Genomic DNA, 25,804 nt, shown 5'->3' on the forward strand with positions numbered 1-25,804 from the left:
GAAGATATGTTTCAACGGCAGGGTTAACTTCAAGGCTGGAAAAGGACAGCCGTTTACACAAAATTATTGACGGTCCCTTTTCTCATTTTTGTTTACTTTATCCCTGAAAAAGGAAAGCGTTTACTAATGCTCAACTTAAAGGAGAGATAATGATGGCGGAGGATCCAAAAAAGCAGAACAGTACGTCGATAAGCTGGATCAGGAAGACAAAGACCAGATCATGCAGAACTTTAATACCTTTAAAAATTATCTTGGCGATCAGGTGAAAAAGGGTGAAAGTATCGGTCTCGGGAAAAAAGGGCTGGCGAAAGCCACCAAACGCGTCGCCGAACACCTGGCTAAGCACGAAGAGCCGCGCAACCGGGAGGAAAAGGTGCTGAACGAGCTCTGGCAGAATGCCGAAAAGGATGAAAAAGACGCCATTGCCAAAGCGCTTGTCCGCATGGTCGACCAAACGAATAAGGACGAAACCGAAGCATAAAAAAAATCCCGCTTTTCAGCAGAAACTGAAAAGCGGGATTTTCATTCACTCATTGTCATCCGCCCTGTATGGCGTTGTAAATAAAGTAAGCAATCACAAGTACAATGGCCACCGGCAAAATAAACTTAAAGAAACAGCCAGCCATACGGATAGCAAGAAAAACAAATACGATAAGCAGCAGAATACCTATAATAAATTCCACGAATATGGCCTCCCTTCTAAAACACAGCTATCTATCAAACATTATTAACTATTTTTCACTTTAATACTGCTAACACATATCTTTACACCGTAGGCTTTTAATAAACATTATTCAGCACCTTTCGATATTATTACACATTTCTTCATGCAAAAAAGCCCTCATGCAAGGACTTTTCAGCTGCCGCTATGCGGCTTTTGGAGTTTGTTGTTCTTTAGGCCCCCGTCCGACTTTTCCTTTTAAAGCTGGAACAAAGCGGTCAAGGCCGATTTTACCGGCATTACCTTTTCCAGCCAGGATGAGGATTGCGAGAATAAGCATGATCGGGTTCGTCGACACTGTGCCTGCGAGCAGAAATGCCATGTTCATCGTACCGCCGAAGAAGGCAGCAGTGGTTGTAAACAAGCCAACAATTAAGCCGGCACCCACCAGTACTTCACCCCACATGACGAGAAAGCCAAACAGTCCGGCATTCGGAATGGCGACATTTTCCAGGAAGGCTGTGTACCATGGATAAGCTGCTGCTGTGCCCCGGCCCTGCATAACCGGTTCAGCGACCGCCCCCTGCAGAAATCCTCCAGGATTAAAGCCCTCTGTTATTTTACCAAGTCCCGAAGTGAGCCACGTCCAGCCTAAGTACAAGCGTGCCAGCAGAAACAGTACCGTCGCAATCGTCGATTCCTTCAAAAAACGAATAATCATTATGAATCCCCCTTTTGTGAATATATTCACATATTTCTTATCTTTAATATACCATATTATATTTTATTGTGAATAATTTCACATGAATGGTCACAAAGTATTCATATATGTAAGATGTTGAAAATGATAAGCAACTTTTTCGCGAACTCCTTTTGGATCGTGCTATAGTATTTTGGCAGAAGGAGGGCTTAAGCAATGAACGAAAAATATACCCCATTATTTCAACCATTAACATTACCGAATGGAATCACCTTGAGAAACCGCTTTGTACTGGCACCGTTAACCCACGTGTCCTCCAACGAGGATGGCACCATTTCCGACCGCGAGCTTCCTTACATTGAAAAACGGTCGGAGGATGTCGGTCTGGCTATTACCGCAGCAAGTAACGTAACAGCTCTGGGAAAAGCATTCCCCGGACAGCCGTCCATTGCCAGAGACTCAGACATCGAAGGCCTGCGCCAGCAGGCTGCTGTCATGAAAAAGAACGGCGCAAAAGCCGTCGCCCAGATTCACCACGGCGGAGCCCAATCTTTGCCAAACTTGACTCCCGGCGGCGATGTGGCCGCGCCAAGTGAAATTGAACTGGCGAGCTTTGGCGAGCCGCAAAAGCATCATGCCCGCCCGATCACGCATGAAGAAATCAAAGAAACAATTCAGGCGTTCGGGGAAGCGACAAGACGTGCAGCCCAGGCAGGCTTTGACGGCGTAGAAATTCACGGCGCCAACCACTATCTCATTCAGCAGTTTGTGTCCCCGTATTATAATCGCCGGGACGATGAGTGGGCTGACCCATTTAAGTTTCCACTGGCCGTGGTCAACGAGGTAACCGCCTCAGCCAGGGAACACGGCGGCGACGATTTCATCGTGGGATACCGCCTTTCCCCGGAAGAAGCTGAATCCCCGGGCATCACAATGGAGCTGACGAAGGAATTAATTGATCAACTGGCCGAGCAGCCGCTGGATTATTTCCATGTGTCGCTGATGGATATTCATTCCGAAACACGGGAAGGCCAGTACAATGGACAAAAACGTATTCAATTGATCCACAATTGGATTGGCGGGCGTGCTCCGCTAGTCGGTATCGGCTCCATTTTCACGGCAGATGATGCCCTGAGCGCTCTGGAGACAGGCACGGAATTAGTCTGCCTCGGACGGGAATTGCTGCTCGATTATCAATTTGTGCGAAAAATCCAGGAGGGGCGCGAGCACGAGATCAATGCCACCTTTGATCCAAACGAGCCGACGAAATACCACGTTCCAGAACCGCTATGGCAGCAGCTCTACAACGGATTTTATCCGCTGCCGAGAAATGACAGCTGATATTTTTATACGGCTGATAATAAAAATTAGCTAAAAAATAAGAAAAACCGCCCCTGGGTCGAGCGTTTTTACGTTGAACCAGGAGCGGTTTTTTCTTTCATAAGCTAAATAATAAAACAGTGCAAACCAATAAACCCGCAGCCCATCACCATCAGTATCCAGTCAAATTAGGATCGGTTTTTCTTTCCATTGATTCGATATTCGGTGTCCGGTTTCTGCTTCAATGATGTTTAGTGCTTTTAAGGCGACAGCAAATTCTTTACGGTAATACTTTTTGATTTCCCAGGCCAGCGTATTCTGCAGTGACATACCCTGTTCATAGCGGCGGATGGCAAAGCTTAAATGATCAGTCAATGCAACATATAAGTAATCATCAAGCTTCACGCCAAGCTCCTCTTTAGCCAGCGAAATAATCTGCTCTGCAATTGCCAGGTAGGTTTCGGACACGTCTGCGAGCAGCTCCGCCAGCTGATCGGAGACATTTTCGTTTTCAAGCACGAACGTTTTCTCTACCTGCTCCTGATCAACCGCTTCGCCTGCCTTGCGCTGAAAGGCAAGTCCTTTTCCCATCACTACCATTTCTTTTCCGTAGCGGTTTTCCGTCAGTACTACGTTGTTGTTAAAGACTTTTTTTATTTGCATATCTCCTCGCCCTTTGCCTGAATAGTCCAATAAAAAAACCTAAACTCACACACCATTCTACCACGAACGGCGCGAAGTTTAGGTTTTGCCTGCTTTCTCAGTAACAATCCTAATTTAAGGGAATATTCTTTTGTAAACGCTTTCTATATATCTATTTTTACCACAGGCCGGAGATAGGGTCAATACTTATTTCCTAAATAATAACCAGGACTTTAGATTTTCGTTGCAGCCTCCCGCATCGTTTCCTTCCTTCTGCATCTGCACGTGCCAGGAGAAGGCTTCTTCCAGCAGATGCGGCGTCTGTCCGCTGGCTTCCTCACAGGCACGCTGAAAATAGCTACACAGCTGCTCCTGGTAAAGCGGATGCGCGCAGTGCTGAATAACTTCTGCAGCCCTCTCCCGTGGGGCAAGTCCCCGGAGGTCAGCATAGCCCTGCTCCGTTACGAGAATATCGACGTCGTGCTCCGTATGATCCACATGGGAAGCAAACGGCACTATGCTGGAAATATCGCCGTTTTTGGCAATTGATTTTGTTACGAAAATAGCTGTGCGGGCGTTGCGGGCGAAGTCACCCGAGCCGCCAATGCCGTTCATCATATTCGTACCATTTACATGAGTCGAATTAACGTTGCCGTAAATATCTGCTTCGAGGGCCGTATTAATGGAAATCAGGCCGAGGCGCCGGATGATTTCCGGGTGATTGGACAATTCCTGCGGACGCAGGACCAGCTGATCCCGGTAATTTGCAAGCTTCGGAAACACTTCGTTCATTTTTTCCCCGGAAAGGGTAATTGAACAGCCGGAAGCAAACCGGACTTTGCCAGCGTCCATCAGGTCAAACACGGCGTCCTGAAGCACCTCGGAGTACACCTCCAGATTCGTAAATTCTGAATCCAGCAGCCCGTGAAACACAGCGTTCGCTACTGTACCGATGCCGGACTGCAGCGGCGGAAGTTCTTTTTCAGCATTTCCGTGCCCGTATTCATTTTTCAAGAAATCGATCAGGTGTCCGGCTATTACCTTTGTCGTTTCGTTCGGACTCGTAACAGTGGATGGGGAATCCAGTTCATTCGTGATAATGATGCCCTGGATTTTTTCCGGGTCCACAGGAATAGCGGTGGTGCCGATCCGGTCCTCTACGTCCCTTAGTGGAATCGGACCTCTTTCTCCCTGGCGGCCCATATGGTAAATGTCGTGCATCCCTTCCAGTTCGGCAGGCTGAGCCGTATTCAATTCCACAATAATCATCTCAGCCTCTTCTGCAAAAACCGCCGAATTGCCTACTGAAGTGGAAGGCACGAGCCATCCTTCTTCGGTGATTGCTGCTGCTTCTATAATTGCAGCATCAATGCGGTTCAGCGATCCGTGGCGCACGCCTTCTGCAGTGTGGGACAGATGCTGGTCAATAAACGAAATATTACCCTGGTTGATCTCTTCGCGCATCCGCTGATCCACCTGGAAAGGTAATCGCTTACAAACAATGCCGGCGTCAGCCATGATCTGATCCGTATCCGAACCGAGCGAAGCGCCAGTATAAACGTCAAGGCAGAAATCTTCATGCTTCGCTTTTTCCACAAGAGCCCCGGGCACAGCTTTTACATCTCCTGCACGTGTAAAGCCGCTCAGTCCGACGGTCATTCCATCCTTTATCCATCCTGCTGCTGTTTCGCTGTCCACAATGCGTTCCTTCAGATCGCTGTGCCGAAGCACCTGCTGCAGCTTATTGTTCACGGTAACCCCTCATTTCTTTTTGTACAGCGTAGCAGGATGTGTCATAAGATTCTTTCAATTATGCACAAGCGACCGATATTTATGAACAAGCCAGCAGGTATGCGGATGAATCAGAACTGCAGCCGCCACCGGAAGCTGCTCGCATACGTCTGGCCGACCGGCACGCGGGATCCATCCTCCATGATGAGCGTAAAGGTGGAATGCGAATCGGGCTGAATGTCCCGGATTTTGTTTATATTTACGATAAATGAACGGTGGCAGCGGATGAACGTATCCTCCGGCAGCAGCCACTCCAGCTGGTGCAGCGTGAATTTGTTTGTGCCCCGTTTTTCACTCGTCTGTATCCACGTTTTCCGGTCGTATGCTTCCATATAGGAAACCTCGCTGTACGGCACGGGTTTCCATCCATTTTCATGCTGCATCGTCAATATTTTAAGCTCTTCCGGAGCTTCGCCCGGCACGGTAATGGCCGTCAGACAGCCGACGAGTTCATTTTTCTGAATAATGGGCACCGATGTTCCGTAGTAAGGGACACCGAACACGTGACTGCTCACATGACGGGATGTTTTCTTTTTCCGCATCAGCGAATGGTAGCTGACCGTATCCTGCACAACTCTGTCGCCCGGGGTAATCGACAGATCAACTGTCCGGCTCGGCTTATAGTAGATGAACGCATCTGTACTCGCAGCTGCAAACGAGGTCTCCTTTGGAAACAACTCCTTAAAGCTGTCGATTAACGGCGCAATGGATGAGCTGTCCATGCTTTTCCTCCTTCTATTCAAAATTTCTCCTGCTTTTATTATATGGTAGTTTGCTGCCGCAAAAAATTCTGCTTTCGAATACGCGGCATGCTTCCCTTCTATTTTCCCGATTATTTTTTGACGAGCTGCACGCCCGCTTCTTTTTCAAGCACAAGATTAAAGCCTGTCTTTCCCTTATTCAAAACTGCCTGCCTCCAGCTTTCCTCCGGCGGGTCGAACAATTGATGAAATTCCTTCTGCAGCTCTCTAGCATCTGCTTCTTTTTTTGCCCCGTACCAGTAGTACTGATTTTCATGCACGACAATATCGAGCGCTCTCATCTGATCAGGCAGCCGGTTGCCGATCGTGCCGAATTCCAGCAGGCAGGAGAAGATATACTTATCCGGATGCCTCCTGCTGTAGACGTCCTTCACGTATTCCGCATCCTCGCCTTTAATTTCCCGCACATCTGTTTTTTGCACATCATTTACCTCAGGATCCCCGAACTGCTTTTGGAGCTGCTTTTCCTTGCGAGGGTCTGAATGCGGCACCTGCAGCCACAGCTGTTCGGCGGGACCAAGGCCGGTGTGAATATCAATATGGATGACCGTTTCGTATTCCTTTACCCACTCATCTATGCGTGACAGGAGCTTTTCCACCGGTTCTTCATGAGCTGCCCCGCCGTAAAAAATACCGGTGGGATACTGGTACTGCCCCATCGTTGCCGCTTTTTCCAGTCCGGATACGCCGCGCTTAAACACCTTTGCCCCGAGAGCGCTTAATAGATTCCATCGCTGTTTTTTCCAGCTTTTTACCGGCTCTTCCGGCACAAAGTGCTTCTTTTCTTTTTCAAATCGCTTGTTCAGTGAGGCAGGCACATTGTTCCAATCTTTTATAAAATTACGGTTCAGATCCACGTTATTTTCGCTCACCCGCCGCCGGTTTTTCATCCCCCACGGATTCACGGCATGCACGAGGCGTATCCCGGTCGTATTCGGATTCAGCTGGGTTAAATATTCATCGATGAACAACTGCAGAAGCGCCGATCCTGCATATCCTTCTATCCCGTGTACGCCGGTGGTGACGATAATCAGCGTGCTTGAATGGTATTTGGCGTCCGCTGCAATAATATCGGTCGTATTATTGTTTTCCGGTTTTCCAACAGCATACTGGGTCAGCGAGGCCTCCGGCCAGACCGCTGCCACGTCTGTGCTTCGTTTCCGGAAGGCCCTTCTTGCTCCCTCATACGTCGGGGAAAAATGTTGATCGGATTGTTTCATTTTGTGCTGCCTCCCTGTTCAAAATTAGTCTTACGCTCATTATTCCTCGTCATTTCGGGTACAAACCTATTAGCGGCAAAAGAAACTACAAAAAAGGATGATAACTATGCAGCTGCCTTCTTCTTTAGTACAACTCGCCAATGAACGGATTGAACCATTTGACTGCGAGGGATTTCTGCCGGGCGCCGGTCCGTCGGAGGCCACAATTATGTTTGTCGGGGAAGCCCCGGGTGAGACTGAAATTCATAACGGCATCCCCTTCAGCGGCAGGGCGGGAGTCATTTTTGACTCGTACCTCGACGACTTGAACATTAAACGGGACGATATTTATATTACCAGCGCCGTGCGAAGCCGTCCGTTCAAATGGGGACAGACCAAAGCCGGAGTGCTCCGAAAATATAACCGGACGCCAAACCAGAAGGAAATTCAAGCTCATGCGCCTGTGCTCGATTATGAAATTTCCCGGGTGCAGCCACAGTGGCTTGTGCCGATGGGGAAAATCGCCTATCAGCGGCTGCTCGGAAAAAGTCCCAGACTCGGTGACGTGACCGGCCGAATACAGACATCTCCCGTGCAGCAGTGGGACGAAGCAGACGAATCATACGTTTGGACAAAGGAAAGCTACAACATCTTTCCGATCTATCATCCGGCCGCGATCCTGTATAACCGGAGCCTCGAGCAGACGATGAAGGACTATCTGAACACACTTGCTGCCCACGCGCTTCATGCATGAAAAAGCTCCGGAGTACAGATGAATGTCTGGGCTCCGGAGCTTTGTATTAGTAGACTTCGTACGTCTGGCCGGTCTGCTGGCCTTCGACACTTTTCTGATATGCAAGAGCGACTTTATCTCCCGGCACGGGGTCAAAGCCGCGGAAAAAGCCGCCAAGCTTTTCTGCCGATTCGCTTAACAGGTTCGGGCTGATATTGTTAATCCGGATCCCTCTTGGCAGTTCAATTGCCGCAGAGGTGACGAAGCCTTTCACGGCACCGTTTGCCATTGCTGCGGACGTTCCCTGAGGAATCGGATCATCCATCATGACTCCGGATGTAAGCGTGAAGCTGCCGCCGTCATTCACGTATGGAATGCCAAGCAGCACCAGATTAATCTGGCCCTTCATTTTACTGTTGATGGCCGTCTGGTTCTTTTCCGGAGTCAGCTCGGTGAGCGGGGCAAAGCCGGCGCTGCCGGACGCTGTAATAACGGCATCCACGCGGCCGGTTGATTCATACATTTGGCGGATGCTGTCTTCATCTGTAATATCCACCTGCACGTCCCGGCCGTTTCGTCCGGCGCAAAGAATGTCGTGCTCGTCCTTTAAGCGTTCGTACACGGCACTTCCGATCGTACCTGAAGCCCCAACTAACAATATGCGCATGAAAATCTTCCTTTCTTTCTCCAAAGTTTCTCTACGCTTTATTGTTCCACTTTTTTCCGTCTTACAAACACAGGACATTTCATCATTCCCACTGCAGAGACTGAAGCTCCCATGCGTCGACGTGAAAGACTGCCGGCGCTTCAGCTGAAAATTGGAGCTCTCCTTCTTCCTGCTCCGGGAAGATGCGGGAGGTCGAGACGTATTCCCCGTCGTTCACAAACACTTCTGCAGAGGAACGGTCAAACAGGCACCGAATCGAACGCGCACTGTTTACCCGGCCAGTACGGCAGACCGGAGCGCCCGTCTCCAGATCCGGCCGTTCAAAGGTAATCGTCTGCTCCCGGGCATCATAGGAAATATGAAAATAACGGCGCCAAGAGACGGTCCAGCTTTTATCCTCCTCCACATCCAGGTAAACCTCTGCCACTGCGGCATTCCATGACTGCCACACTACCGCCTCATTATCCACAGCAACAACCGCGGATGCGTGTTCTTTTCGCAGCTGGCGATACTCTTCAATTGGCTGCTGGTACAGATGCCCGTTCTGCATTGTCAGCTCCCGGGGGGCCGTCAGACAGTGAACCCAGCCGTCGGCAATCGTCGGCTGCGCCTGTTCCTGCTGGTCCGGCACTCCCATCCAGCCAATCAGCAGGCGCCGGCCCCGTTCGTCCAGAAACGTCTGCGGGGCGTAAAATTCAAAACCGAGGTCTATTTCACGAAACCTCCCATGGGAAAACGTGCCTGTTTCAGGGGAGAATTCACCGGCAAAAATGCCGGTCTGATACTGATTCTGATACCGATACGCTTCTGCTTCAAGCCCCTGCGGAGATATGAGCAGAACCCGCGAGCCGTCCAGTTCAAAAAAGTCCGGGCATTCCCACATGTAGCCAAAGGAAGCACCCAACGTAACGCCTTTTCCGGCAAGCGGCCCTAAATATTCCCATTCCCAGAGGTCCGGAGACCGGTACAGCAGCACCTGCCCTTCCAGATCAAGGCGCTGGGCACCGATCACGAGCCACCAAAAGCCCGACTCAAACCATACTTTTGGATCACGGACGTGAGCGGTGTATCCTTCCGGCTGATAAATTACGGGACCGTGCTTTTCAAACTCCACTCCGTCGCTTGAAACCGCAACACACTGATAGCTCGTCCGGTTCCCGTGCTCGTCCTTGACGTTTCCGGTATAAAACAAGTATAGAAAGCCTTCATGCGCTACCGCACTGCCGGAATAGCAGCCGTTTTTCTCAAAATCATGCACCGGTGCGAGTGCCGGGGGCAGAAGCTCCCAATGGACCCAGTCCCGGGTCGCCGCATGCCCCCACCATTTGCTGCCGTGGCCGGTATGAAACGGCATCCACTGGTAAAACACGTGGTACACTCCCTGCCACTGTACAAGCCCGTTCGGATCATTCATCAACCCAGCAGGAGGCACCAGATGAAACTGCTGTCGAAAGGGGCCTGCCGCTTCGACTGTTTGTATTATTTGTTCTGCTTCCTTTCGAAGAGCCTGCTCCTCTTTCATGGCTTCCTCCTTATACAGCTTTTTCCTCACTGTCTTTTTCTGTGTTTGTCTCTTCTTTCTCCGGCTGCTGTTCTTCTTCCTGCCAGCCGAGCAGCCACGTCGCGCTGAATGCGCCTCCGACAGCAATCAATATTCCAATTGCATAATTAATAGGATCGTTAGCAAGCGCAAACATCGGGAGCCCGGTAACGCCAATTCCGTTCGCTGTTACAGTAGTTATCGTCACGTAAGCACCGCCAAGAGCGCCACCGATAGCGGCTCCAATAAACGGTCGGCGGTAACGGAGATTCACTCCGAAAATGACCGGTTCTGTAATACCGAGAAATGCTGCCAAAGCCGATGGCGCAGCTATCTCTTTCATTTTTTTATTATTCGTTTTCAGCCAAACAGCAAGACCAGCTCCGCCCTGGGCTACATTTGCCACCGCCCAGATTGGAAGCAGATAGTTAAAGCCGACCTGGCCAAGAATTTCTGCCTCAATCGCATGAAAGCTGTGGTGTACGCCGGTTAAAACGATCAGTGAGTACAAGCCGCCAAACACAAGGCCGGCAAATCCTGCTCCGTTTTCATAAAGAAAGCTTAGTGAAGAAGTGACCCCTTCTCCAAGCAGACGACCAAGCGGACCCACGACCATCAGTGCTACAAACCCTGTCGTCATGATCGTTAAAAACGGAGTCACGAGCAGGTCCACCATATTTGGTACGACTTTGCGGAACAGCTTCTCCAGCAAGCACATCACATACACAGTCAGCAGTACCGGAATAACCGTGCCCTGATAGCCGAGAAGTTCAATATTCATACCGATGAAGTTCAATGTTTCCGGCTGAACGTTTGGATCCTGAAGCCCCCATGGATTCAAAAGATTCGGGTGAGTCATAATCCCGCCGACGACAGCCCCCAAGTACGTGTTTCCGCCGAATTCCCGGGCCGCGCTGTAGCCAATCAAAATTGGCAGAATAATAAAAGCGGACGCAGAAAACATATCAAGCAGAATGTATAGAGAGCTTTCGCTGTCTGCCAACCCAAAACGGTTTAATAGATTCAGCAGCCCCATCAGCATGCCGGCAGCGACGATGGCTGGAATAATCGGTACAAAAATATTGGAAAGCACTTTCGCAAATCGTGATACCGGATTCATTTTCTTTTTTACTGCTTCGTTATGATCCAATTGTTTTTGCTTATGCTCTGCGGACTCATCATCGAGACCAATTTCCTCGGCAAATGGCTGAAACACTTTATTAACCGTGCCGGTGCCAAAAATAATCTGAAACTGACCGGAGCTGGAAAAGGCTCCTTTTACGCCCTCCAGGTCTTCAATTTCCTGCTTATTAATTTTGCTTTCATCATCGATGACCAGCCGGAGTCTTGTGGCACAGTGGCTGGCGCTGATAATATTATCTTTCCCGCCAAGGAGCGGCACGAGTTCTTTTGCTGTTTGTTTATGATCCATTCGGACATTCCCTCCCCTGAAGTAACGGAAGCTGTTTTTAAACATAAAAAAGACCCAAAACGAGAAGGGTAAACGTGTCCCTGGGATACACGTTTCCTGTCCTCATTTTGGGTCTTGCCTGCTCGAAGCAGTAACAACTCCCGATATGTGTAATGTACGGAAAGTATACAAAAAGAAAATGTTCATGTCAACGCTTTCTTTTCAATTTTATGAAATCGACTGATTCGATAAAATGCGCTGAATATGAAGCGCAATATAGCCGATTTCCGGCAGAGGAAACGGGAGACCCGCCTCCTGTTTAACGTAATCAGCCAGTTCGTATGCGACAGCATAGGCCTTTTCGTATTTCGTCTGAATCAGCTCCAGCATATCGGGATCCATATCATCAAATACCTTTCCGTCCTCTGCTCGCGAGAGGGCGAAGTTTAAATGAACGACGAGCCGGTGATACGACATGCCGCGATCCTCAAGCTCGAGCCCGGCACGGTCTTCGACGATTTGAATCAGCTCCTGAATCAGCGATGTTCTGTGCATCGTCTCCTCCATCGATCCGGTCTGCAGCTTCGCCGTATGCAGATGCAGCGCAATATGACCCGCTTCGTCCTCAGGCAGTTCGACGCCCAGGTCTTTTTTGATCTTCTGAATGGCCCAAACGCCGATACTGTATTCCTCCTGATAAAGCGCCTTAATTTCATGAAGCAGCTTGTTTTCTATTGTAAAACCCTGTTTAATGCGCTCAAGTGCAAATGCCAGGTGATCAATAATGGAGATATGAATGTGGTCGCTGAGCGGCAGATGCATTTCCCCCTCCGCATAGCTGATAATTTCTTCCCCTACTTCAATAACTTCAATTGGAAGAGTCTTCAAAAGCTGCTCAAATTTTGGCGTTTCTTCTTCCATGCTGAATATCTTTTCTATTTTCTTCTGGTTGACGGGATCGTTTTTACCTTTTTGAAATCCAATTCCTGCCCCAAAAACGATCTTCTCCCGGTCTCCGTGATGGACGACTACTGCATTGTTGTTCAGTACACGCAGGATTTTCATGCACCGGCCTCCTCTCCTTCGATACTATATCACCCTCCGGCCGACATTTCACGCGGCGAGCAAATACGCCTTTCCCGGAAAAGATAACACAAAAAGCCGCCGGTAGTATAACCCGGCGGCTCCATAAGGGGTGCAGATGCATTTATTTCAGGCCGTGTTCTTTTTTGTACGCTTTCGAATACTGATCGGCTGCCTGCATCGCGCTTACAACGTCATAGGGAGTCAGCGCAAACGGCATGTTGTGGCTGCTTTCCCCTTCGGTCAAGGCCGCTTCCGCCACCTTCATCAAGTCCTCCTCTGAGGCGTCTCCAAGATGCAGATCCTCCAGAGTGATCGGCAGCTCCAGGCGGTAATACAGATCCACATACTTTTCAAATTCTTCTTTCGAGCGGTTCTCAAGTGTCAGCTGGCTCAGTGTGCCAAAGGCTACTTTTTCCCCGTGCGTCATGTGATGCACTTCTCCATCGAGAACGGTAAATCCGTTATGAATCGCATGGGCAAGCGCAAGACCACCGCTTTCAAATCCAAGTCCGCTCAGGAGCGTGTTTGCTTCAACAATCTGCTCAAGGGCATGGGTGACAATCTGCCTTTTGTTGGACTCATAGGCAAGGAGTCCATACTGAAACAGCGTTTCTTCACATTTTTCTGCAATTGCTGCGCCGGCAATTGTGGAAAGGCCGCCGGACATCGCATTGGCATTCGCCTGAATAGCCATGCGTGCTTCCACCCATGTAGCCATCGCATCCGCAATCCCGGAAGCGAGAAAACGAGGCGGGGCGCCGGCGATGATTTTGGAATCCATCACGATTAAATCCGGATTTTTCGAATAAAAACGGTATGATTCAAATACGCCCTCGTCCGAATAGATAACGGAAAGAGCGCTCGTCGGGGCATCTGTGGAAGCCGTCGTCGGAACGATGACGCAGTAGGCATCCGGAATTTGGTCACGGACCCCTTTTGCTGTATCGAGCGTCTTACCGCCTCCTACAGCAACAATCATTTCTGCGCCGGCCGATTTGGCTTCTTCGATAATCCGGTTAATTTCCCCGGTGGAAGCTTCCCCGCTAAAGGTAACGTTTACAGCTTCAATGCTCTGCTGCTTGAGGCTGTCGACTACTCTGTTGCCGGCCAGGCCCCATACAAATTCGTCTGCAATAACAATCGCTTTACTGCCCATTTCTTTAACATAGGATCCTACTTCATCAACAACATCGACACCCTGTACATATTTACTCGGACTGATAAATACTTTGTTTCCCATTTTCATTCCTCCAGCTTCAATTTTTCACTCTTTGTTCCTATTCCCACTCTGTTTAATTTTTATTCAATCAACAATAGGAACAAATGTTCCCATAAAGGTTGTCATATTTAAAAAAAGATGCCTTTTATACGTATAACCTAAAGGAGGAATCCGCATTGACCGCGACCTTTCACCAGCAAACGCTCATTCAGCACTTTTTTGACTCCTCTGAGCACCAATACTTCTGGGAACATGGGTATACAGATAAGCTCGATGAAGCCTTCCGTGCCTTTTTTCTTGATGTAAAAAAGCGAGTCTACATGCAAAAAACAATTTACTGGGCAGCGATTCACTATGATAAGCGGGAAAGAAAGCACCGGGACCGGTTTCCACTCGCTCTTGATTCAGAGGAAGAAACGTCTCAGGCACTCCTTCCGGCTGTCGCTTTTGCGGATCAGTCCCGGAGCTTTGCCGTCAAACTTTCCGGACATATTGAAAATCCCGAGCTTTATGACATTATTCAACAGCGGCCGGAAAAGGAGCAAGCAGTGCTATACGCGTTGTTTGTTGAAGGATCGACAACGGCGGAGACCGCCCGGACGATGAACGTTTCCCAGCAGGCTGTCTCTAAAATCAAACAAAAATCCCTGCGCATCCTAAAAACGCATTTGGAAAACTGTGAGATATCCATTGATAAGTAATTTATGTTTTTTCTTGTCTTCCTTTACAGGAATTCCTTGAAAAAAGTGTCCGAGCACCTCTGAAAAATGTATAATAGATGCAACCTTAATTGAAGGAGGATACATATGGGAAATTGGTTAACAGCTGATACATGGTTTTATAACCTTGTAGGGTCTCTCAGTGACGTGATCTGGAATTATTTGTTAATCGCACTCTTACTTATTTTAGGCGTTTATTTCACCATCCGTACCGGCTTTGTGCAGTTCAGAATGCTAAAAGAGATGGTTGTACTTTTATTTAAAGAGGGCACTGATCGCTCAGGCTTCAGGGAGCGCAAGGGTACTACAGCGTTTCAGGCATTTACGATCAGTACTGCTGCCCGTGTCGGTACCGGGAACCTCGCCGGGGTAGCCCTTGCCATCAGTGCCGGCGGCCCTGGCGCAATTTTCTGGATGTGGGTCATCGCTATTATCGGTGCCGCTACCGGTTTTGTGGAAAGTACACTTGCCCAGATGTATAAAGTGAAAGACAAGGACGGCTTCCGCGGCGGCCCGGCCTACTACATGGAGCAGGCGCTGAACGCCCGCTGGCTCGGGATTATCTTCGCTGTTTTGATTACCCTTTGTTTTGGTTTTATTTTCAACGGCGTGCAGACCAACACCATCGCCCAGGCGTTCAACGGTGCTTATAACATCCCAACAGTTTATGTCGGGATCGCTATTATGCTTTTAATTGGTGTTATTATTTACGGCGGGGTCCGGCGTATTGCTGTGGCAGCCGAAATTATTGTGCCAATTTTTGCTTCGCTGTATGTAATTGTAGCCGTTATCATTATGATTATTAATATCGCAGACGTTCCGCAGGTATTCGGTCTTATTTTCGGTCAGGCCTTCGGGATTCGCGAGGTCGCCGGAGGCACAATTGGCGGTGCTCTCATGCTTGGTATCCAGCGCGGGCTCTTCTCCAACGAAGCCGGTATGGGTAGTGCACCGAACGCGGCCGCAACAACGTATGTGAGCCACCCGGTCAAACAGGGACTCGTTCAGTCTCTCGGCGTTCTGACAGACACGCTTATTATCTGCAGCGCCACGGCGTTTATCATCCTTCTTTCCGGTACGTACGCTGATGCCGGGGCTAATATTGAAGGCATCCAGCTGACCCAGCAGGCGCTCGCCTTTCACTTAGGGGACTGGGCGCAGACATTTGTGTCTCTTGCCATTTTCTTCTTTGCTTTCAGCTCCCTGCTCGGGAACTATTATTACGGCGAGGTAAATGTGGAGTTCATCTCTCCGAAACGCAGATACGTTCAAATTTTCCGTGTCTGCTTCCTGCTGTTCGTTCTTCTTGGAGCAGCCAGCGGCCTCGAGCTTGTGTGGGCGATGGCAGACCTGTTTATGGGCTTAATGGCAGTCGTCAACCTTATAGCGATCGCGCTGCTCGGTCATATAGCTGCCGCTGCCCTCAAAAACTACATGGATCAGCGCAGACAGGGCATTGATCCGGTCTTTTACAATGACAGCATCCCGGGACTGAAAAATTTAAAGGTCTGGGGCAAAAAACGATAATTCTCCACCATTCAGCTTTCATCCTTTCGAAAGGATGGATGCTTTTTTTGTGCATTTTTTTCTGTGTCTACCGTGTTACGTGGTACGATGAAAGTATAATGTTATAAACAATACCTCGTGCCGGACACGGGCTTTGAAAGGAGTACGTCTATGCCAGACCGTTCCACCGCTATCCAGCCTATTGTTTCCTATTCGCCGGAAGAGGGCCTTTACGCAGCAGAAGACCAGGTTGCCCTGGAAAAGCCGATGACGATTGTCGTAAACGATGAAGAGTTCGCAACGCTTGTATGCACCCCCACCCACGTTGAGGAGCTCGTCGTCGGGTTTCTCGCATCCGAAGGAGTCATCTTATTCTACCGGGAGATTGAATCGGTTTCTCTCGACGATGACCTGGGCTTTGCCTATGTTTCCATCAATTCCAACCGGGTTAAGGAAGCTTCTTTTTACTCCAAGCGGGTAATTGGTTCCTGCTGCGGCAAAAGCCGCCAGTTTTATTTTCAAAGCGATGTCCAGACGGCGAAAACAGCTGTTACCAAACGCACGCTTACACCTGAGCAGTGTCTTGGGTTTATGAAGGAAATGCAGGACAACAGCGTCGTGTTTAAAAACACCGGTGGCGTCCATAACGCTGCCATTTGCGATACAGACGGCATCATCGTCGACCGCTCTGACATCGGCCGGCATAATGCCCTCGATAAGCTGTACGGTTACTGTCTGATGAACGGTATTCAGGTACGCGACAAGGTACTTGTTTTCAGCGGGCGCTTAAGCTCCGAGGTGCTGACAAAAGCAGCCAAAATGGGCATGGGTATTATTTTATCCAAATCCGCTCCGACAAACCTGGCAATCCGCCTTGCAGATGATTTAAACATCACAGCTGTCGGGTTTATCCGGGGCTCCACCTTTAACGTTTATGCCCATGCCGAACGAATCAGCGCCGACGTCCCTTCTGCGACAAAATAAGCACTGGCCCTTACGGCTCAGTGCTTATTTTTCAGTTTATCCAGCTTTTTATACAGGGACTTTTTCCATTCCTCTGAAAGGGCAGCACATTCCAGCGCCTCTTCGACTTCGGCCGGATCCCCTGAATGGTACGTGATCCGGTTCACGCCAGCAACGCTTAAGGAGGTTGTTCTCGTTTCGAGGCGCAGCGGCTGATGTTTTTCTATGGTGCCTGTCTGGCGTACCCGCAGATAATAGCCGGAATAACTGGTTTCCCTGACATAGAGAGGCAGCTTTTTAATGCCGTGGCGTTTCGCAATTTTATAGCAGGGCTCCCGTGGCTGGCTGATTTCCACAACTGCTTCTCCCCAGCGGAAAACGTCGCCGATCATCACATCCTCCTCGACGCCGTTCTGAACCGTAATATTTTCCCCAAATCCTCCGTGCGGAAGAGCATCCTCAAGCGTTCTGCTCCAGTACGCGTAATGCTCCCATGGATATACACATACTGCTTTCTCCAGGCCCCCGTGGCTCTTTTTGTCGGCCTGCTCGTCTCCGTCCAGGCCGGTCTCCGATAAATACAGGGACTCTTCGAAGCGCTTTGTTTTATTAATAGCCGAAAACACCGGCTTTTCTTTTTCAGCTGATATGTCTTCCGGTTTTCCCGTAAACCATTCCATTACCCGTATGTTCATATGCTGCCCCCCTTCTTTTCTTCAGTCTACCGCGAGTCCTCCATCCTGCCAATACATTCTCAGCCTATATTTAAGACTGCCGGTTTAAGGATGCTTTCCCCATTATTTTGCCAAGCAGTGTGTCCCCGTAAACCGTAGCAATAATTGCCACAAAGACGAGCACGATGCCGAAGGTCTGCCAGAGCGTAAAGGAATCACCAAAAACAGCTACACCGATTACGATCGCCACCACCGGCTCGATAATCGAAAGGATGGAGGCCCTTGAAGATTCCACATGGGCCAGGCCGGCTGTGTATGCTACGTATGCTATCGTTGTAGCTGCCACCGCAAGCCCGATGCCGTTCCACCATACCCCTGGCTCCGTAAAAGCCTCCGCCTTTTCCCATAGGCGGCTCGCAGGCAGTAAAAACAGGCCGCCGAGGATCATGGAATAGGTCGTGATCGTAAGCGGATGATACCGGCCGCTTAAAAACTTTCCAAAAATACTGTAGAGCGCGTAAAAGAAACCAGAAGCAACTCCGAACAAAACGGCCGCTGCAGCGACACTGTCCGACCCAAGAGGGATCAGTCCGACCGCGTACATGCACCCCGTAATCATAATCACAAGCGCCGCTATTTTCCCTGCCGTCAGCGTTTCCTTAAAAACAAATTTGGCGATAACGGCCACAAACAACGGTCCCGTGTAAAGCATCACTACTGCGAGAGAGATGCCGGAGACCTCCATCACGGAGAAAAAGAAAAAGTTAAAAAAAGCAATACTGATAATACCAGTGCCGACAAACAGCGGCAGATCCTGCCAGCGGATGCGCAGCAGGCTTCTCTCCACAATACTTAAAAAAAGGGTAATAATAACCGCTGAAAAAATCAGGCGGATGCCTACGACCTCCCATGGCGTGAATCCATATGTATATAAGTTTTGCACAAACAGCCCCGTTGTGCCCCACAATGCCGCCCCTGCCAGGACGAGCAGATAAGCTAACCGTGCCGGCATGACCCTCTCTCCTTTGTATGTTCTGCTGCATTATTTATATGAACTAAGCTTATCATATCCTCCGGCCCAGCTGACAAAATCTGCATAAAAAAGCAGAAGACCATATGGCCTCCTGCCTCTGTTCACATCGCGTGCTTGATACCTTTGTCAACGAGCCACCAGTTTACCGGGTAGCTGGTTAAAAATCCGATGACCATCGCAATCTGCATCATAAACCAGAACGTCGGCCCGGCCGGACTCGGTGGTGTGGCAAAGAATACAAAATGAACTAAAGCCATAAAACCAAACATACCGATCTGGTAAGCAACAAGCGAGAGCGTATCCGCTTTGGCGGCTTGTTTGATGCCATGGCTTTTACTCATCTGTTCATTCATCGGCAGGATAGACGCCAGCTGAAAGAAAATCCCGAACGTATAGGCCAGTATAAATTCTACGATATAGTCGGCAAACAGCCGGATACCTGCAATCGTCCATCCTAAAGCCACAACGATGGGAATACCTATAATATCCCCAAGCGCACACCCCGCGCCGCAGTGGCTGGTGGATGCGACCGTAGACTGCCACATTGGCTTTTCGCCATGTCCTTTACGTCCGATATAATAATAAAAAAACAGTCCCAGCGGCCCCGAATACAGCACGGTGAGCGGCCAGACAACATTCATAACCATCATAGGCTGCGGATTTCTCCGGACATCTACGATCACGACCGCTGTAGAAATAAAGGCAGCTGCCAACGAAACAACAGCAATAATAGAAATCGTCTCCATCGTGTTTTCCCCTTTCTTTTTATTTCATGGACAACGATACCCCGCAACCGTATATTTTACACATCTGCAATACATAAAAAAGGCTTTCCATCCCGGAAAGCCTTCTCTGTTTACACTTCTTTGTTACGGCCGGCACCCATACCGGCACCCACCTGAAGAACGGATACAATCATTAAAATAACCAGTGCAGGCATCCACGTTTCCCAGGCATCAAAGGAAGCACCTACCAGGATCGGCCCAAGGGCAGCCATAAAATAACCCACCGACTGGGCCATCCCCGATAAATCCGCTGCCCGCTGCGGAGTGGAAGCACGGATGCTTAACAATGCCAGCGCGAGGCTGATGCTTCCACCCTGGGCAAGGCCGATGAACAGTACCGCGATCGTAAGCATGAACGACCCTGTGTTTGTCATAAGGAGCACCAGGCCGAGCACCGCAACCACACCGATTATGGCAATAATGCCCTGCTGATTACGGAACCTGCCGGCAAGAATCGGCGTTAAAAAGGTAGCCGGAAGACTTGCGACCTGCATAAGCGCCACAAGCCAGCCCGCAGCTGCAAGCGGCATGTTTCCAAGGTTATTTAAAATATCCGGCAGCCAGGTGATAGTCACATAAAATCCGATGGACTGCAGGCCCATAAATAATGTTACCTGCCACGCGAGCGGAGACTTCCAAATCGAGCCTTCGGACCTGCTTCGCTCCACCGCTCTCACACGGCCCGGCATCTGAAGCTGCCTGTTTTTCAGCACAAATCCCCAGCACAGCAACGCTGCTGCTGCGGGAACAACCCAGAACAGGAGCGACCACTGCCACCCCAGGCCGGCGCTGGCCGCAAGCGGCACCGAAACCCCTGAACCGACTGCGGCCATCAATACCATCGTAGTCGTATAAATACTGGTCATTACACCGACATTATGTGGAAAGGACTCTTTAATGACACCGGGGAGGAGCACATTGAGCATCGCAATACCCGCTCCTACAAGCAGGCTGCCGGCAAACAAAAACAAGGCTTCGGGCACGTAGCGCATAACAATTCCCACAATGAGTACGATAACACCAACCATTAAAGCCCGCTGGTGCCCAATTTTTGATCCGATTTTTGGCGCCACCGGCGAAACTGCCGCAAACGTCAGCAGCGACAGAGTCGTAATCAAACCAGCCGTCCCTCTTGTCAGGGAAATATCCTCCCGGATTAACGGGATTAACGGACCGACGCTTGTTAACGCCGGCCGGAGATTGACCGCGAGCATAATGATTCCGGCAAACAGCAGGGCAAGCTGTGCTGTTGATAAATGCTGCCCCCGCTGACGCAGTCTTTCTCCTGTCTGTTTATTCTGCATACTTCTCTCTCCTACGAACGCTTTTCATATTGGTTTACTCTACATTCTTTTTCATTGTACAACAACCTTTCTCTGCTTTTCTTCCTGCTGCCACTTTGATTCTCAATTTCAGAACAAGGCAGCCTTTAGGTTAAAAAATAGCGCCGGATGTCTTCCCAATGATCAACTCTAGTATATGCCGTGTCGTAAACATTGTGAGGAGCGGTATATAAAATTCCTTTGCCGGCAAAGCGTTCGAAGTGTCTGGCATTATCATCTATCAAATAATCTGCATGAATGATGCTTTTATCGCCACAGAATACAAAATTCATATCTCCCAAAAAAGACAGATTGTCTTTCAGCCACTCATATTTTGCCGCAAACGACGGCGGAAATTCCATCGCTGCTGTTGTAATAAACACTTCATATTGCCTGGCAAGCTGTTTGATTACCTCCGGCGCACCGTCCATGATCTGCAGATGACGGAAAAAAGACGGTTCGTAGAAATAAGCTTTAATCTCATCATGAAGCTCCGGATGCAGGGCCTCCAGTTTCATGCCTCTAAGGTCCTCAGCTGTAACACTGTATCCGTAATCCCTGTTAAATCTATGTAGCAGCGTCGGCAGCGTATTTACCGTTACTTCATCCATATCAATCGCTATCCGTTCCATGTGAAACCTCCCTTTTTACATTAAGAAGAAGCCGCGCAAATGTGCGCAGCTTCCATCTGTTATTCAAATGTAATGACTGGTTTGATCGTTTTGCCCGCTTTCATGTCTTCAAGAGCCTGTTCCAGATCTTCAAATGGATACATGGTAATCAATTTATCAAAAGGAAATTTCCCCTGCTTGTAATATTCCACAAGCATCGGAATAAACAGCTTCGGCACGACATCTCCCTCTACAACACCTGACATGGTTGCGTTTGGCACGATGAAGTTCTGATGCACATGAAATTCGGTATCTGCGCCGGCACCGACGACGGCCGATTCTCCCTTGTAGCGGAGCACGTCCATCGCCTGTTTTGCCAGGACAGCCACTCCGGTGGATTCAAGCGCATAATCTGCCCCGCCATCGGTCCATTCCTTCACTTTTTCAACAACGTCTTCCTTTTTACCATTGATCGTATGCGTCGCTCCGAGCTCCTTCGCCAGCTCCAGACGCTCCTCATTGACGTCTACGGCGATGACCTGCAGGGCTCCGGCGAGATGCGCGGCCATAACGGCACTCATACCGACTCCTCCGCAGCCAAAAACGACTATCGTATCGCCAACGCCTACGTTCAAACGGCTGAGAACTGTGCCTGCACCAGTCTGGACACCGCAGGCTAAAGGACCGAGCAGACGGATATCTACGTCTCGGCGGACTTTTACTACATTATTGACGGGTGTCACAGCGTAGGTGGCAAGTGATCCCTGCCCGAACAAAGAAGACACTTCACTGTCTTCACTGTGAAGACGACGGGTGCCATCGTTCATAGTGCCGCCAAAATTCAGGGCATTAAAATTTTCACATGCCCCGGGATGTCCTTCGCGGCAGTTACGGCACGTGCCGCAGTGCGAAAATGTGATAACCACATGGTCACCGGGCTCTACATCCGCGACCCCGTCGCCGACCTTCTCCACCACGCCTGCTCCTTCATGTCCTAAAGCAATCGGGAGCGGTGTCGGGATCTCCTGCTGCTGCACCCCGAGGTCGGTGTGGCAAATACCGGCTGCAGCAATTTTCACTCTTACTTCCCCTGTTTTTGGTTCATCGAGCTCTGCTTCTGTATGCTGAATGGCGCCAGCTTGTTCACTGACCACAGCTGCCTGAATTTTCATTGCTATCCCTCCTGCTTGATTCTTCCCGATAGAACGCAAAGGGAAACCGAGTCTAGAAGTGAACATTCATCCAATGTTTACCTTCCAGATACCTTGCCACGAGCATACTTGAAACGTTATCACCCGCAACATTTACAGTTGTCGCAGGAGGATCAACAACAATTCCGATAGCAGTAATAATAGGCAGGGCTTCGATAGGCAGGCCGTAGAGCGTAATAATCATAATTTCTCCAATAAATCCTCCGCCGGGCACCCCGCTCATCACCATTCCACTGAGCAGCGCAATGCCGATCGCCGTTAAATATGTATCTAACCCGGTAAATTCCATTTGAAAAACACCGAATACAAAAGCTATTTTTAATATAGCTGATAAGCAGGAACCATCCATATGTATGGTAGCTCCGATAGGAAGTATTGTTTCTCTTATATCTTTAGGTACTCCGGCATTTCTGGCTGCATTTAAATTCACCGGAAGGGATGCTACGCTGCTGGCTGTACCAAGTGAAGTTACTGCCGGTGCAAAGATATTTTTCCAAAAGCGGCTGAATCCCTGCTTTCCTCCGGCCACCCAGGCGTAAAAAGAAAAACCAAGAATAAAATACAAAATGGCTACCGGGTAATAAACTGCTACCGCTTTAGCGTATTCTCCGATCAGTTGTGGGCCGTATTCTCCTACCAGGGCTGCAAAATAAGCGCCTAACCCAATTGGGGCATAATAAAGAACCAGAGCCACTATTTTCATGAATACTTCCGAGCCGCTCTGTAAAAACCGTGCAAAAGGCTTTCCAGATTCCCCCGATAAACCTGTAGCTACGCCGACAAGCATCGCAAAAACAATAAGAGCGAGCATATTTTCAGTTGAAAATATGTCTATAAAATCAGAAACTGTGAATGTCTCTACAAGCTGATCAGCAAACGAGCCCTCTTCCTCCTGCTGGGATGGCTGCTCTTCGCTTACACTTACGTTTTCTGCAGGCGGAAATACTACAACAGCCGCCAGCATAAGGCAGGAAGAAATAATGCCGGTTACAATAAAAACAATCATCATTGAACCCAGAATACGGCCAAGCCGCTTCACCGAATCCATGACCGCTACGGCTGAAGCAATAGAGAAAAACACCAATGGTACTACAATAGTAAACATCATATTTAAAAATAAATCACCGAGAGGCTGGACCACCATGGCGTCTTCGCCCCAAATAAAACCCGCTATGCTTCCAATGATAATAGCAATAAGCATAATTACCGGAAACCGGTAAGCCTTCCAGGATCCCATGCTTTCACTTCCTTTCCTTTTAAACTTTTAAGATAATAAATAATATTATTTATTATACGGAAAGCTGAAGTGGAAAACTATGGAACTTTGAACATTTTTTAATTTTTCAAAAAGCAAACCATCCAGTGCTCGTCATCGTATCCTTCTTCTGTTTTCATCGCTTCTTTTTCTGTCGAAAAGACAGAAAATCCGCAGGCTTCGTACAGGCGGACAGCATGCTTATTTTTACTCACTACGGTTAACTGCACCTGCTCCACCCCGTCCTGGTCTGCCTGCTTCAAAGCAGCCTCTACGAGCCTGCCTCCAAACCCGTTTCCCCTGTACGCAGGCTTTACATACATAGCGAGAATCGTCGCTTTATGCTGAAGCTTCTGCATTTGCATCGGGAGCAGAGTGATGACACCCGCCAGCTCGCTTCCGGCCTCGATTCCCCATGTAAAAGACCGGCTTCCCTCCAGTCTTTCTTTATATTTTCTGACCAGGTCCGGGTTCTGTCTTTCCTCTTCCAGGGTCGAAGCAAAGGCCTCCGGACTCTCCTCCAGGGCCTGCATCCGAAGCGCTGCGTATGCTTCAGCGTCTCCGCCTCCTAAAACCTTCAATTCTGCTTCCTGCACCCGTCTCACCGCCCGTTCTCTTTTCCGAAGTCCTTCGCCGTAAAGTCTCCTCCTTTTTTCGGATGACTACCTGCCTCTACTTCCCCGGCGTAGTCCTCTGCATTCTCCCGTGGCTCGTAGCCAATTTCTTTTGCCCGGGTGTTTTTAAATTTCGCCCGGGTGTTATTTGAAATGCCGTAAACAATCAGGTACTCAGGCACTGCGCACGTGAGCGCTGCTTCAAATAATCGCTCTGCATCGCGAGGGCTGAACCAGTTTTCCAAATCGTGTTCGGATGCCGGCCGGTCCTGAAAATTACAGATACGCACACCAATGCCCTTTAACCCAAATTTGTCGTGATAATAACGACCGAGCGCTTCCCCGTAGGCCTTACTAACCCCGTAAAGCGTGTCGGGCCGCACTGGTGAGGCTTCGTCCACCCATTCGTCCGCCGGATAAAAGCCGACTGCATGGATACTGCTCGCAAAAATCAATCGTTCCACACCGGCCTCAGCCGCCGCCTCCATTACATGAAACGTGCCTTTTATATTCGCCTGCTCAATGGATTCAAAGTCCACCTCAACCGGTATGCCTCCCAGATGGATGACCGCCTCCACCCCGTGCATCAGATCGCGGACCTCCGCTTTGTTCGTAATATCCGCTTCCATGAATGTTTCTTCGCTTGTTAAGTCCCCCGGGGGTTTCGTGTCTGTCAGTACAAGATCAAAACGCTTTGACAGGTAGTTTCTCAGCACAGTGCCGATTGTACCTGCAGCTCCCGTAAGTAATACCTTCTTCATATGTAAGTCTCCCCTTTCATGTCATATTCTTTTATAAACCTTTTCCTTTTATTTGAAACCTACGGCAGGCACTTTTTTTGCTTTTCATTTATTTATTTTTTATCCTCAAGGAAAGACTTTATATAAAGAAGGGATAAGCTATGGCTATCGAACACTTTCATTTAACGGCGGACTGGCCCGGCGGCCGCAATGCGGTCGGCTCTATTGATGCCGGTCAGCTGAAAACGAATATTTCCATTCCCGAAGAAATGGACGGGCCGGGCGTTGGCACAAACCCCGACGAAATGCTCTTAGGCGCCGCAGCCACATGCTACATCATCACACTCGGCGCCATGCTTGAACGGGCGGAGCTTCCGGTCGACTCCATGGCTCATACGAGTGAAGGGCGCGTAGATGTCACAAACGGCGTGTTTACGTATAAAGAAATTATCCATCGCCCGGTAATCACCCTCGAAGCCGGCGCTTCCGACAAACAGATGGACAAAGCGCAGAAGCTGATCGAAAAAGCGGAAACAGCCTGTATGATTTCCCGGGCCATCCAGGGGAACGTGGAGCTTACGCTCGAACCAACGCTCCACCGTACAGATAAAGCCCGTACCTGAAAAAGGCACGGGCTTTTT

Annotated in this window: 27 protein-coding genes; 7 read left to right on the forward strand and 20 right to left on the reverse strand. The window is 49.4% G+C overall.

What is annotated here, in order from left to right; all coding sequences use genetic code 11:
- Positions 1–220 precede the first annotated feature (220 nt).
- The gene (locus tag ACTTK7_RS07405) at positions 221–481 is read left to right on the forward strand and encodes a DUF3243 family protein (protein ID WP_462867062.1); all 261 of its coding nucleotides are present in this window, start codon (positions 221–223) and stop codon (positions 479–481) included.
- Between the two features lie 55 nt (positions 482–536).
- On the opposite strand, the gene ACTTK7_RS07410 is transcribed toward ACTTK7_RS07405, so the two are convergent.
- Together ACTTK7_RS07410 and ACTTK7_RS07415 are read right to left on the reverse strand one after the other, a co-directional pair.
- Positions 537–683: a hypothetical protein gene (locus ACTTK7_RS07410; RefSeq protein ID WP_462867064.1), complete on the reverse strand. Its 147-nt coding sequence runs from the start codon at positions 681–683 to the stop codon at positions 537–539.
- Positions 684–866: 183 nt separating this feature from the next.
- Complete coding sequence (locus ACTTK7_RS07415; protein WP_462867066.1) at positions 867–1,382, reverse strand: DoxX family protein; 516 nt, start codon at positions 1,380–1,382, stop codon at positions 867–869.
- 195 nt (positions 1,383–1,577) lie between these two features.
- Between ACTTK7_RS07415 and ACTTK7_RS07420 the strand changes: the two genes are divergently transcribed.
- Positions 1,578–2,702, forward strand: coding sequence for an NADH-dependent flavin oxidoreductase (locus ACTTK7_RS07420; RefSeq protein WP_462867068.1), 1,125 nt, complete (start codon positions 1,578–1,580; stop codon positions 2,700–2,702).
- A gap of 162 nt (positions 2,703–2,864) precedes the next feature.
- On the opposite strand, the gene ACTTK7_RS07425 is transcribed toward ACTTK7_RS07420, so the two are convergent.
- From ACTTK7_RS07425 to ACTTK7_RS07440, 4 genes are all read right to left on the reverse strand, one after another.
- Positions 2,865–3,344, reverse strand: coding sequence for a CAT RNA binding domain-containing protein (locus tag ACTTK7_RS07425; RefSeq protein ID WP_462867070.1), 480 nt, complete (start codon positions 3,342–3,344; stop codon positions 2,865–2,867).
- A gap of 186 nt (positions 3,345–3,530) precedes the next feature.
- Positions 3,531–5,075 carry a succinate CoA transferase gene (locus ACTTK7_RS07430; RefSeq protein WP_462867072.1) on the reverse strand — a complete coding sequence of 515 codons (1,545 nt, stop codon included), beginning with the start codon at positions 5,073–5,075 and terminating at the stop codon, positions 3,531–3,533.
- A 110-nt stretch (positions 5,076–5,185) separates the two neighbouring features.
- On the reverse strand, positions 5,186–5,836 hold the full coding sequence (locus ACTTK7_RS07435) for a LytTR family DNA-binding domain-containing protein (protein WP_462867074.1): 651 nt from the start codon (positions 5,834–5,836) through the stop codon (positions 5,186–5,188).
- 110 nt (positions 5,837–5,946) lie between these two features.
- On the reverse strand, positions 5,947–7,095 hold the full coding sequence (locus ACTTK7_RS07440; protein ID WP_462867075.1) for a M14 family metallopeptidase: 1,149 nt from the start codon (positions 7,093–7,095) through the stop codon (positions 5,947–5,949).
- 106 nt (positions 7,096–7,201) lie between these two features.
- Between ACTTK7_RS07440 and ACTTK7_RS07445 the strand changes: the two genes are divergently transcribed.
- Complete coding sequence (locus tag ACTTK7_RS07445) at positions 7,202–7,828, forward strand: uracil-DNA glycosylase (RefSeq protein ID WP_462867077.1); 627 nt, start codon at positions 7,202–7,204, stop codon at positions 7,826–7,828.
- Positions 7,829–7,874: 46 nt separating this feature from the next.
- Here ACTTK7_RS07445 and ACTTK7_RS07450 read toward each other — a convergent pair whose 3' ends face one another.
- From ACTTK7_RS07450 to ACTTK7_RS07470, 5 genes are all read right to left on the reverse strand, one after another.
- Positions 7,875–8,474, reverse strand: coding sequence for a short chain dehydrogenase (locus ACTTK7_RS07450; protein ID WP_462867079.1), 600 nt, complete (start codon positions 8,472–8,474; stop codon positions 7,875–7,877).
- 82 nt (positions 8,475–8,556) lie between these two features.
- A complete protein-coding gene (locus tag ACTTK7_RS07455) occupies positions 8,557–9,996 on the reverse strand; it encodes a glycoside hydrolase family 32 protein (RefSeq protein ID WP_462867081.1) in 1,440 nt (479 codons plus the stop codon).
- 10 nt (positions 9,997–10,006) lie between these two features.
- Complete coding sequence (locus tag ACTTK7_RS07460) at positions 10,007–11,446, reverse strand: sucrose-specific PTS transporter subunit IIBC (protein WP_462867083.1); 1,440 nt, start codon at positions 11,444–11,446, stop codon at positions 10,007–10,009.
- Between the two features lie 207 nt (positions 11,447–11,653).
- A complete protein-coding gene (locus ACTTK7_RS07465; RefSeq protein WP_462867085.1) occupies positions 11,654–12,490 on the reverse strand; it encodes a PRD domain-containing protein in 837 nt (278 codons plus the stop codon).
- Positions 12,491–12,632: 142 nt separating this feature from the next.
- Positions 12,633–13,751 (reverse strand): glycerol dehydrogenase, encoded by a 1,119-nt coding sequence (locus ACTTK7_RS07470; RefSeq protein WP_462867086.1) that lies wholly within the window; start codon positions 13,749–13,751, stop codon positions 12,633–12,635.
- 155 nt (positions 13,752–13,906) lie between these two features.
- Here ACTTK7_RS07470 and ACTTK7_RS07475 point away from each other — a divergent pair, with 155 nt between their 5' ends.
- The 3 genes from ACTTK7_RS07475 to fdhD all read left to right on the forward strand — a co-directional run bounded on the left by ACTTK7_RS07475 (position 13,907) and on the right by fdhD (position 16,939).
- Positions 13,907–14,431 carry a sigma-70 family RNA polymerase sigma factor gene (locus ACTTK7_RS07475; protein WP_462867088.1) on the forward strand — a complete coding sequence of 175 codons (525 nt, stop codon included), beginning with the start codon at positions 13,907–13,909 and terminating at the stop codon, positions 14,429–14,431.
- A 105-nt stretch (positions 14,432–14,536) separates the two neighbouring features.
- Positions 14,537–15,976, forward strand: a complete 1,440-nt coding sequence (locus ACTTK7_RS07480) for an alanine/glycine:cation symporter family protein (protein WP_462867090.1) — start codon at positions 14,537–14,539, stop codon at positions 15,974–15,976.
- Positions 15,977–16,126: 150 nt separating this feature from the next.
- On the forward strand, positions 16,127–16,939 hold the full coding sequence (gene fdhD, locus ACTTK7_RS07485) for a formate dehydrogenase accessory sulfurtransferase FdhD (protein ID WP_322526777.1): 813 nt from the start codon (positions 16,127–16,129) through the stop codon (positions 16,937–16,939).
- A gap of 17 nt (positions 16,940–16,956) precedes the next feature.
- On the opposite strand, the gene ACTTK7_RS07490 is transcribed toward fdhD, so the two are convergent.
- The 9 genes from ACTTK7_RS07490 to ACTTK7_RS07530 all read right to left on the reverse strand — a co-directional run bounded on the left by ACTTK7_RS07490 (position 16,957) and on the right by ACTTK7_RS07530 (position 25,184).
- A complete protein-coding gene (locus ACTTK7_RS07490; protein ID WP_462867092.1) occupies positions 16,957–17,613 on the reverse strand; it encodes an MOSC domain-containing protein in 657 nt (218 codons plus the stop codon).
- Between the two features lie 70 nt (positions 17,614–17,683).
- A complete protein-coding gene (locus ACTTK7_RS07495) occupies positions 17,684–18,604 on the reverse strand; it encodes a DMT family transporter (RefSeq protein WP_462867094.1) in 921 nt (306 codons plus the stop codon).
- Between the two features lie 122 nt (positions 18,605–18,726).
- On the reverse strand, positions 18,727–19,371 hold the full coding sequence (locus ACTTK7_RS07500) for a DUF4396 domain-containing protein (protein ID WP_462867096.1): 645 nt from the start codon (positions 19,369–19,371) through the stop codon (positions 18,727–18,729).
- A gap of 110 nt (positions 19,372–19,481) precedes the next feature.
- Positions 19,482–20,714: a CynX/NimT family MFS transporter gene (locus ACTTK7_RS07505; RefSeq protein WP_462867098.1), complete on the reverse strand. Its 1,233-nt coding sequence runs from the start codon at positions 20,712–20,714 to the stop codon at positions 19,482–19,484.
- A gap of 125 nt (positions 20,715–20,839) precedes the next feature.
- Positions 20,840–21,364, reverse strand: a complete 525-nt coding sequence (locus ACTTK7_RS07510; protein WP_462867100.1) for a 5' nucleotidase, NT5C type — start codon at positions 21,362–21,364, stop codon at positions 20,840–20,842.
- 59 nt (positions 21,365–21,423) lie between these two features.
- Positions 21,424–22,515: an NAD(P)-dependent alcohol dehydrogenase gene (locus tag ACTTK7_RS07515; RefSeq protein WP_462867102.1), complete on the reverse strand. Its 1,092-nt coding sequence runs from the start codon at positions 22,513–22,515 to the stop codon at positions 21,424–21,426.
- Between the two features lie 52 nt (positions 22,516–22,567).
- Positions 22,568–23,791 (reverse strand): dicarboxylate/amino acid:cation symporter, encoded by a 1,224-nt coding sequence (locus ACTTK7_RS07520; protein ID WP_462867104.1) that lies wholly within the window; start codon positions 23,789–23,791, stop codon positions 22,568–22,570.
- Positions 23,792–23,889: 98 nt separating this feature from the next.
- Positions 23,890–24,414 (reverse strand): N-acetyltransferase family protein, encoded by a 525-nt coding sequence (locus ACTTK7_RS07525; RefSeq protein WP_462867106.1) that lies wholly within the window; start codon positions 24,412–24,414, stop codon positions 23,890–23,892.
- Positions 24,411–25,184 (reverse strand): NAD-dependent epimerase/dehydratase family protein, encoded by a 774-nt coding sequence (locus ACTTK7_RS07530; protein ID WP_462867107.1) that lies wholly within the window; start codon positions 25,182–25,184, stop codon positions 24,411–24,413. The genes ACTTK7_RS07525 and ACTTK7_RS07530 overlap by 4 nt, the downstream gene beginning before the upstream one ends.
- Before the next feature lie 140 nt (positions 25,185–25,324).
- Between ACTTK7_RS07530 and ACTTK7_RS07535 the strand changes: the two genes are divergently transcribed.
- Positions 25,325–25,786: an OsmC family protein gene (locus ACTTK7_RS07535; RefSeq protein ID WP_462867109.1), complete on the forward strand. Its 462-nt coding sequence runs from the start codon at positions 25,325–25,327 to the stop codon at positions 25,784–25,786.
- Positions 25,787–25,804: the final 18 nt, after the last annotated feature.

This window comes from Marinococcus tarijensis (genome assembly GCF_054971385.1).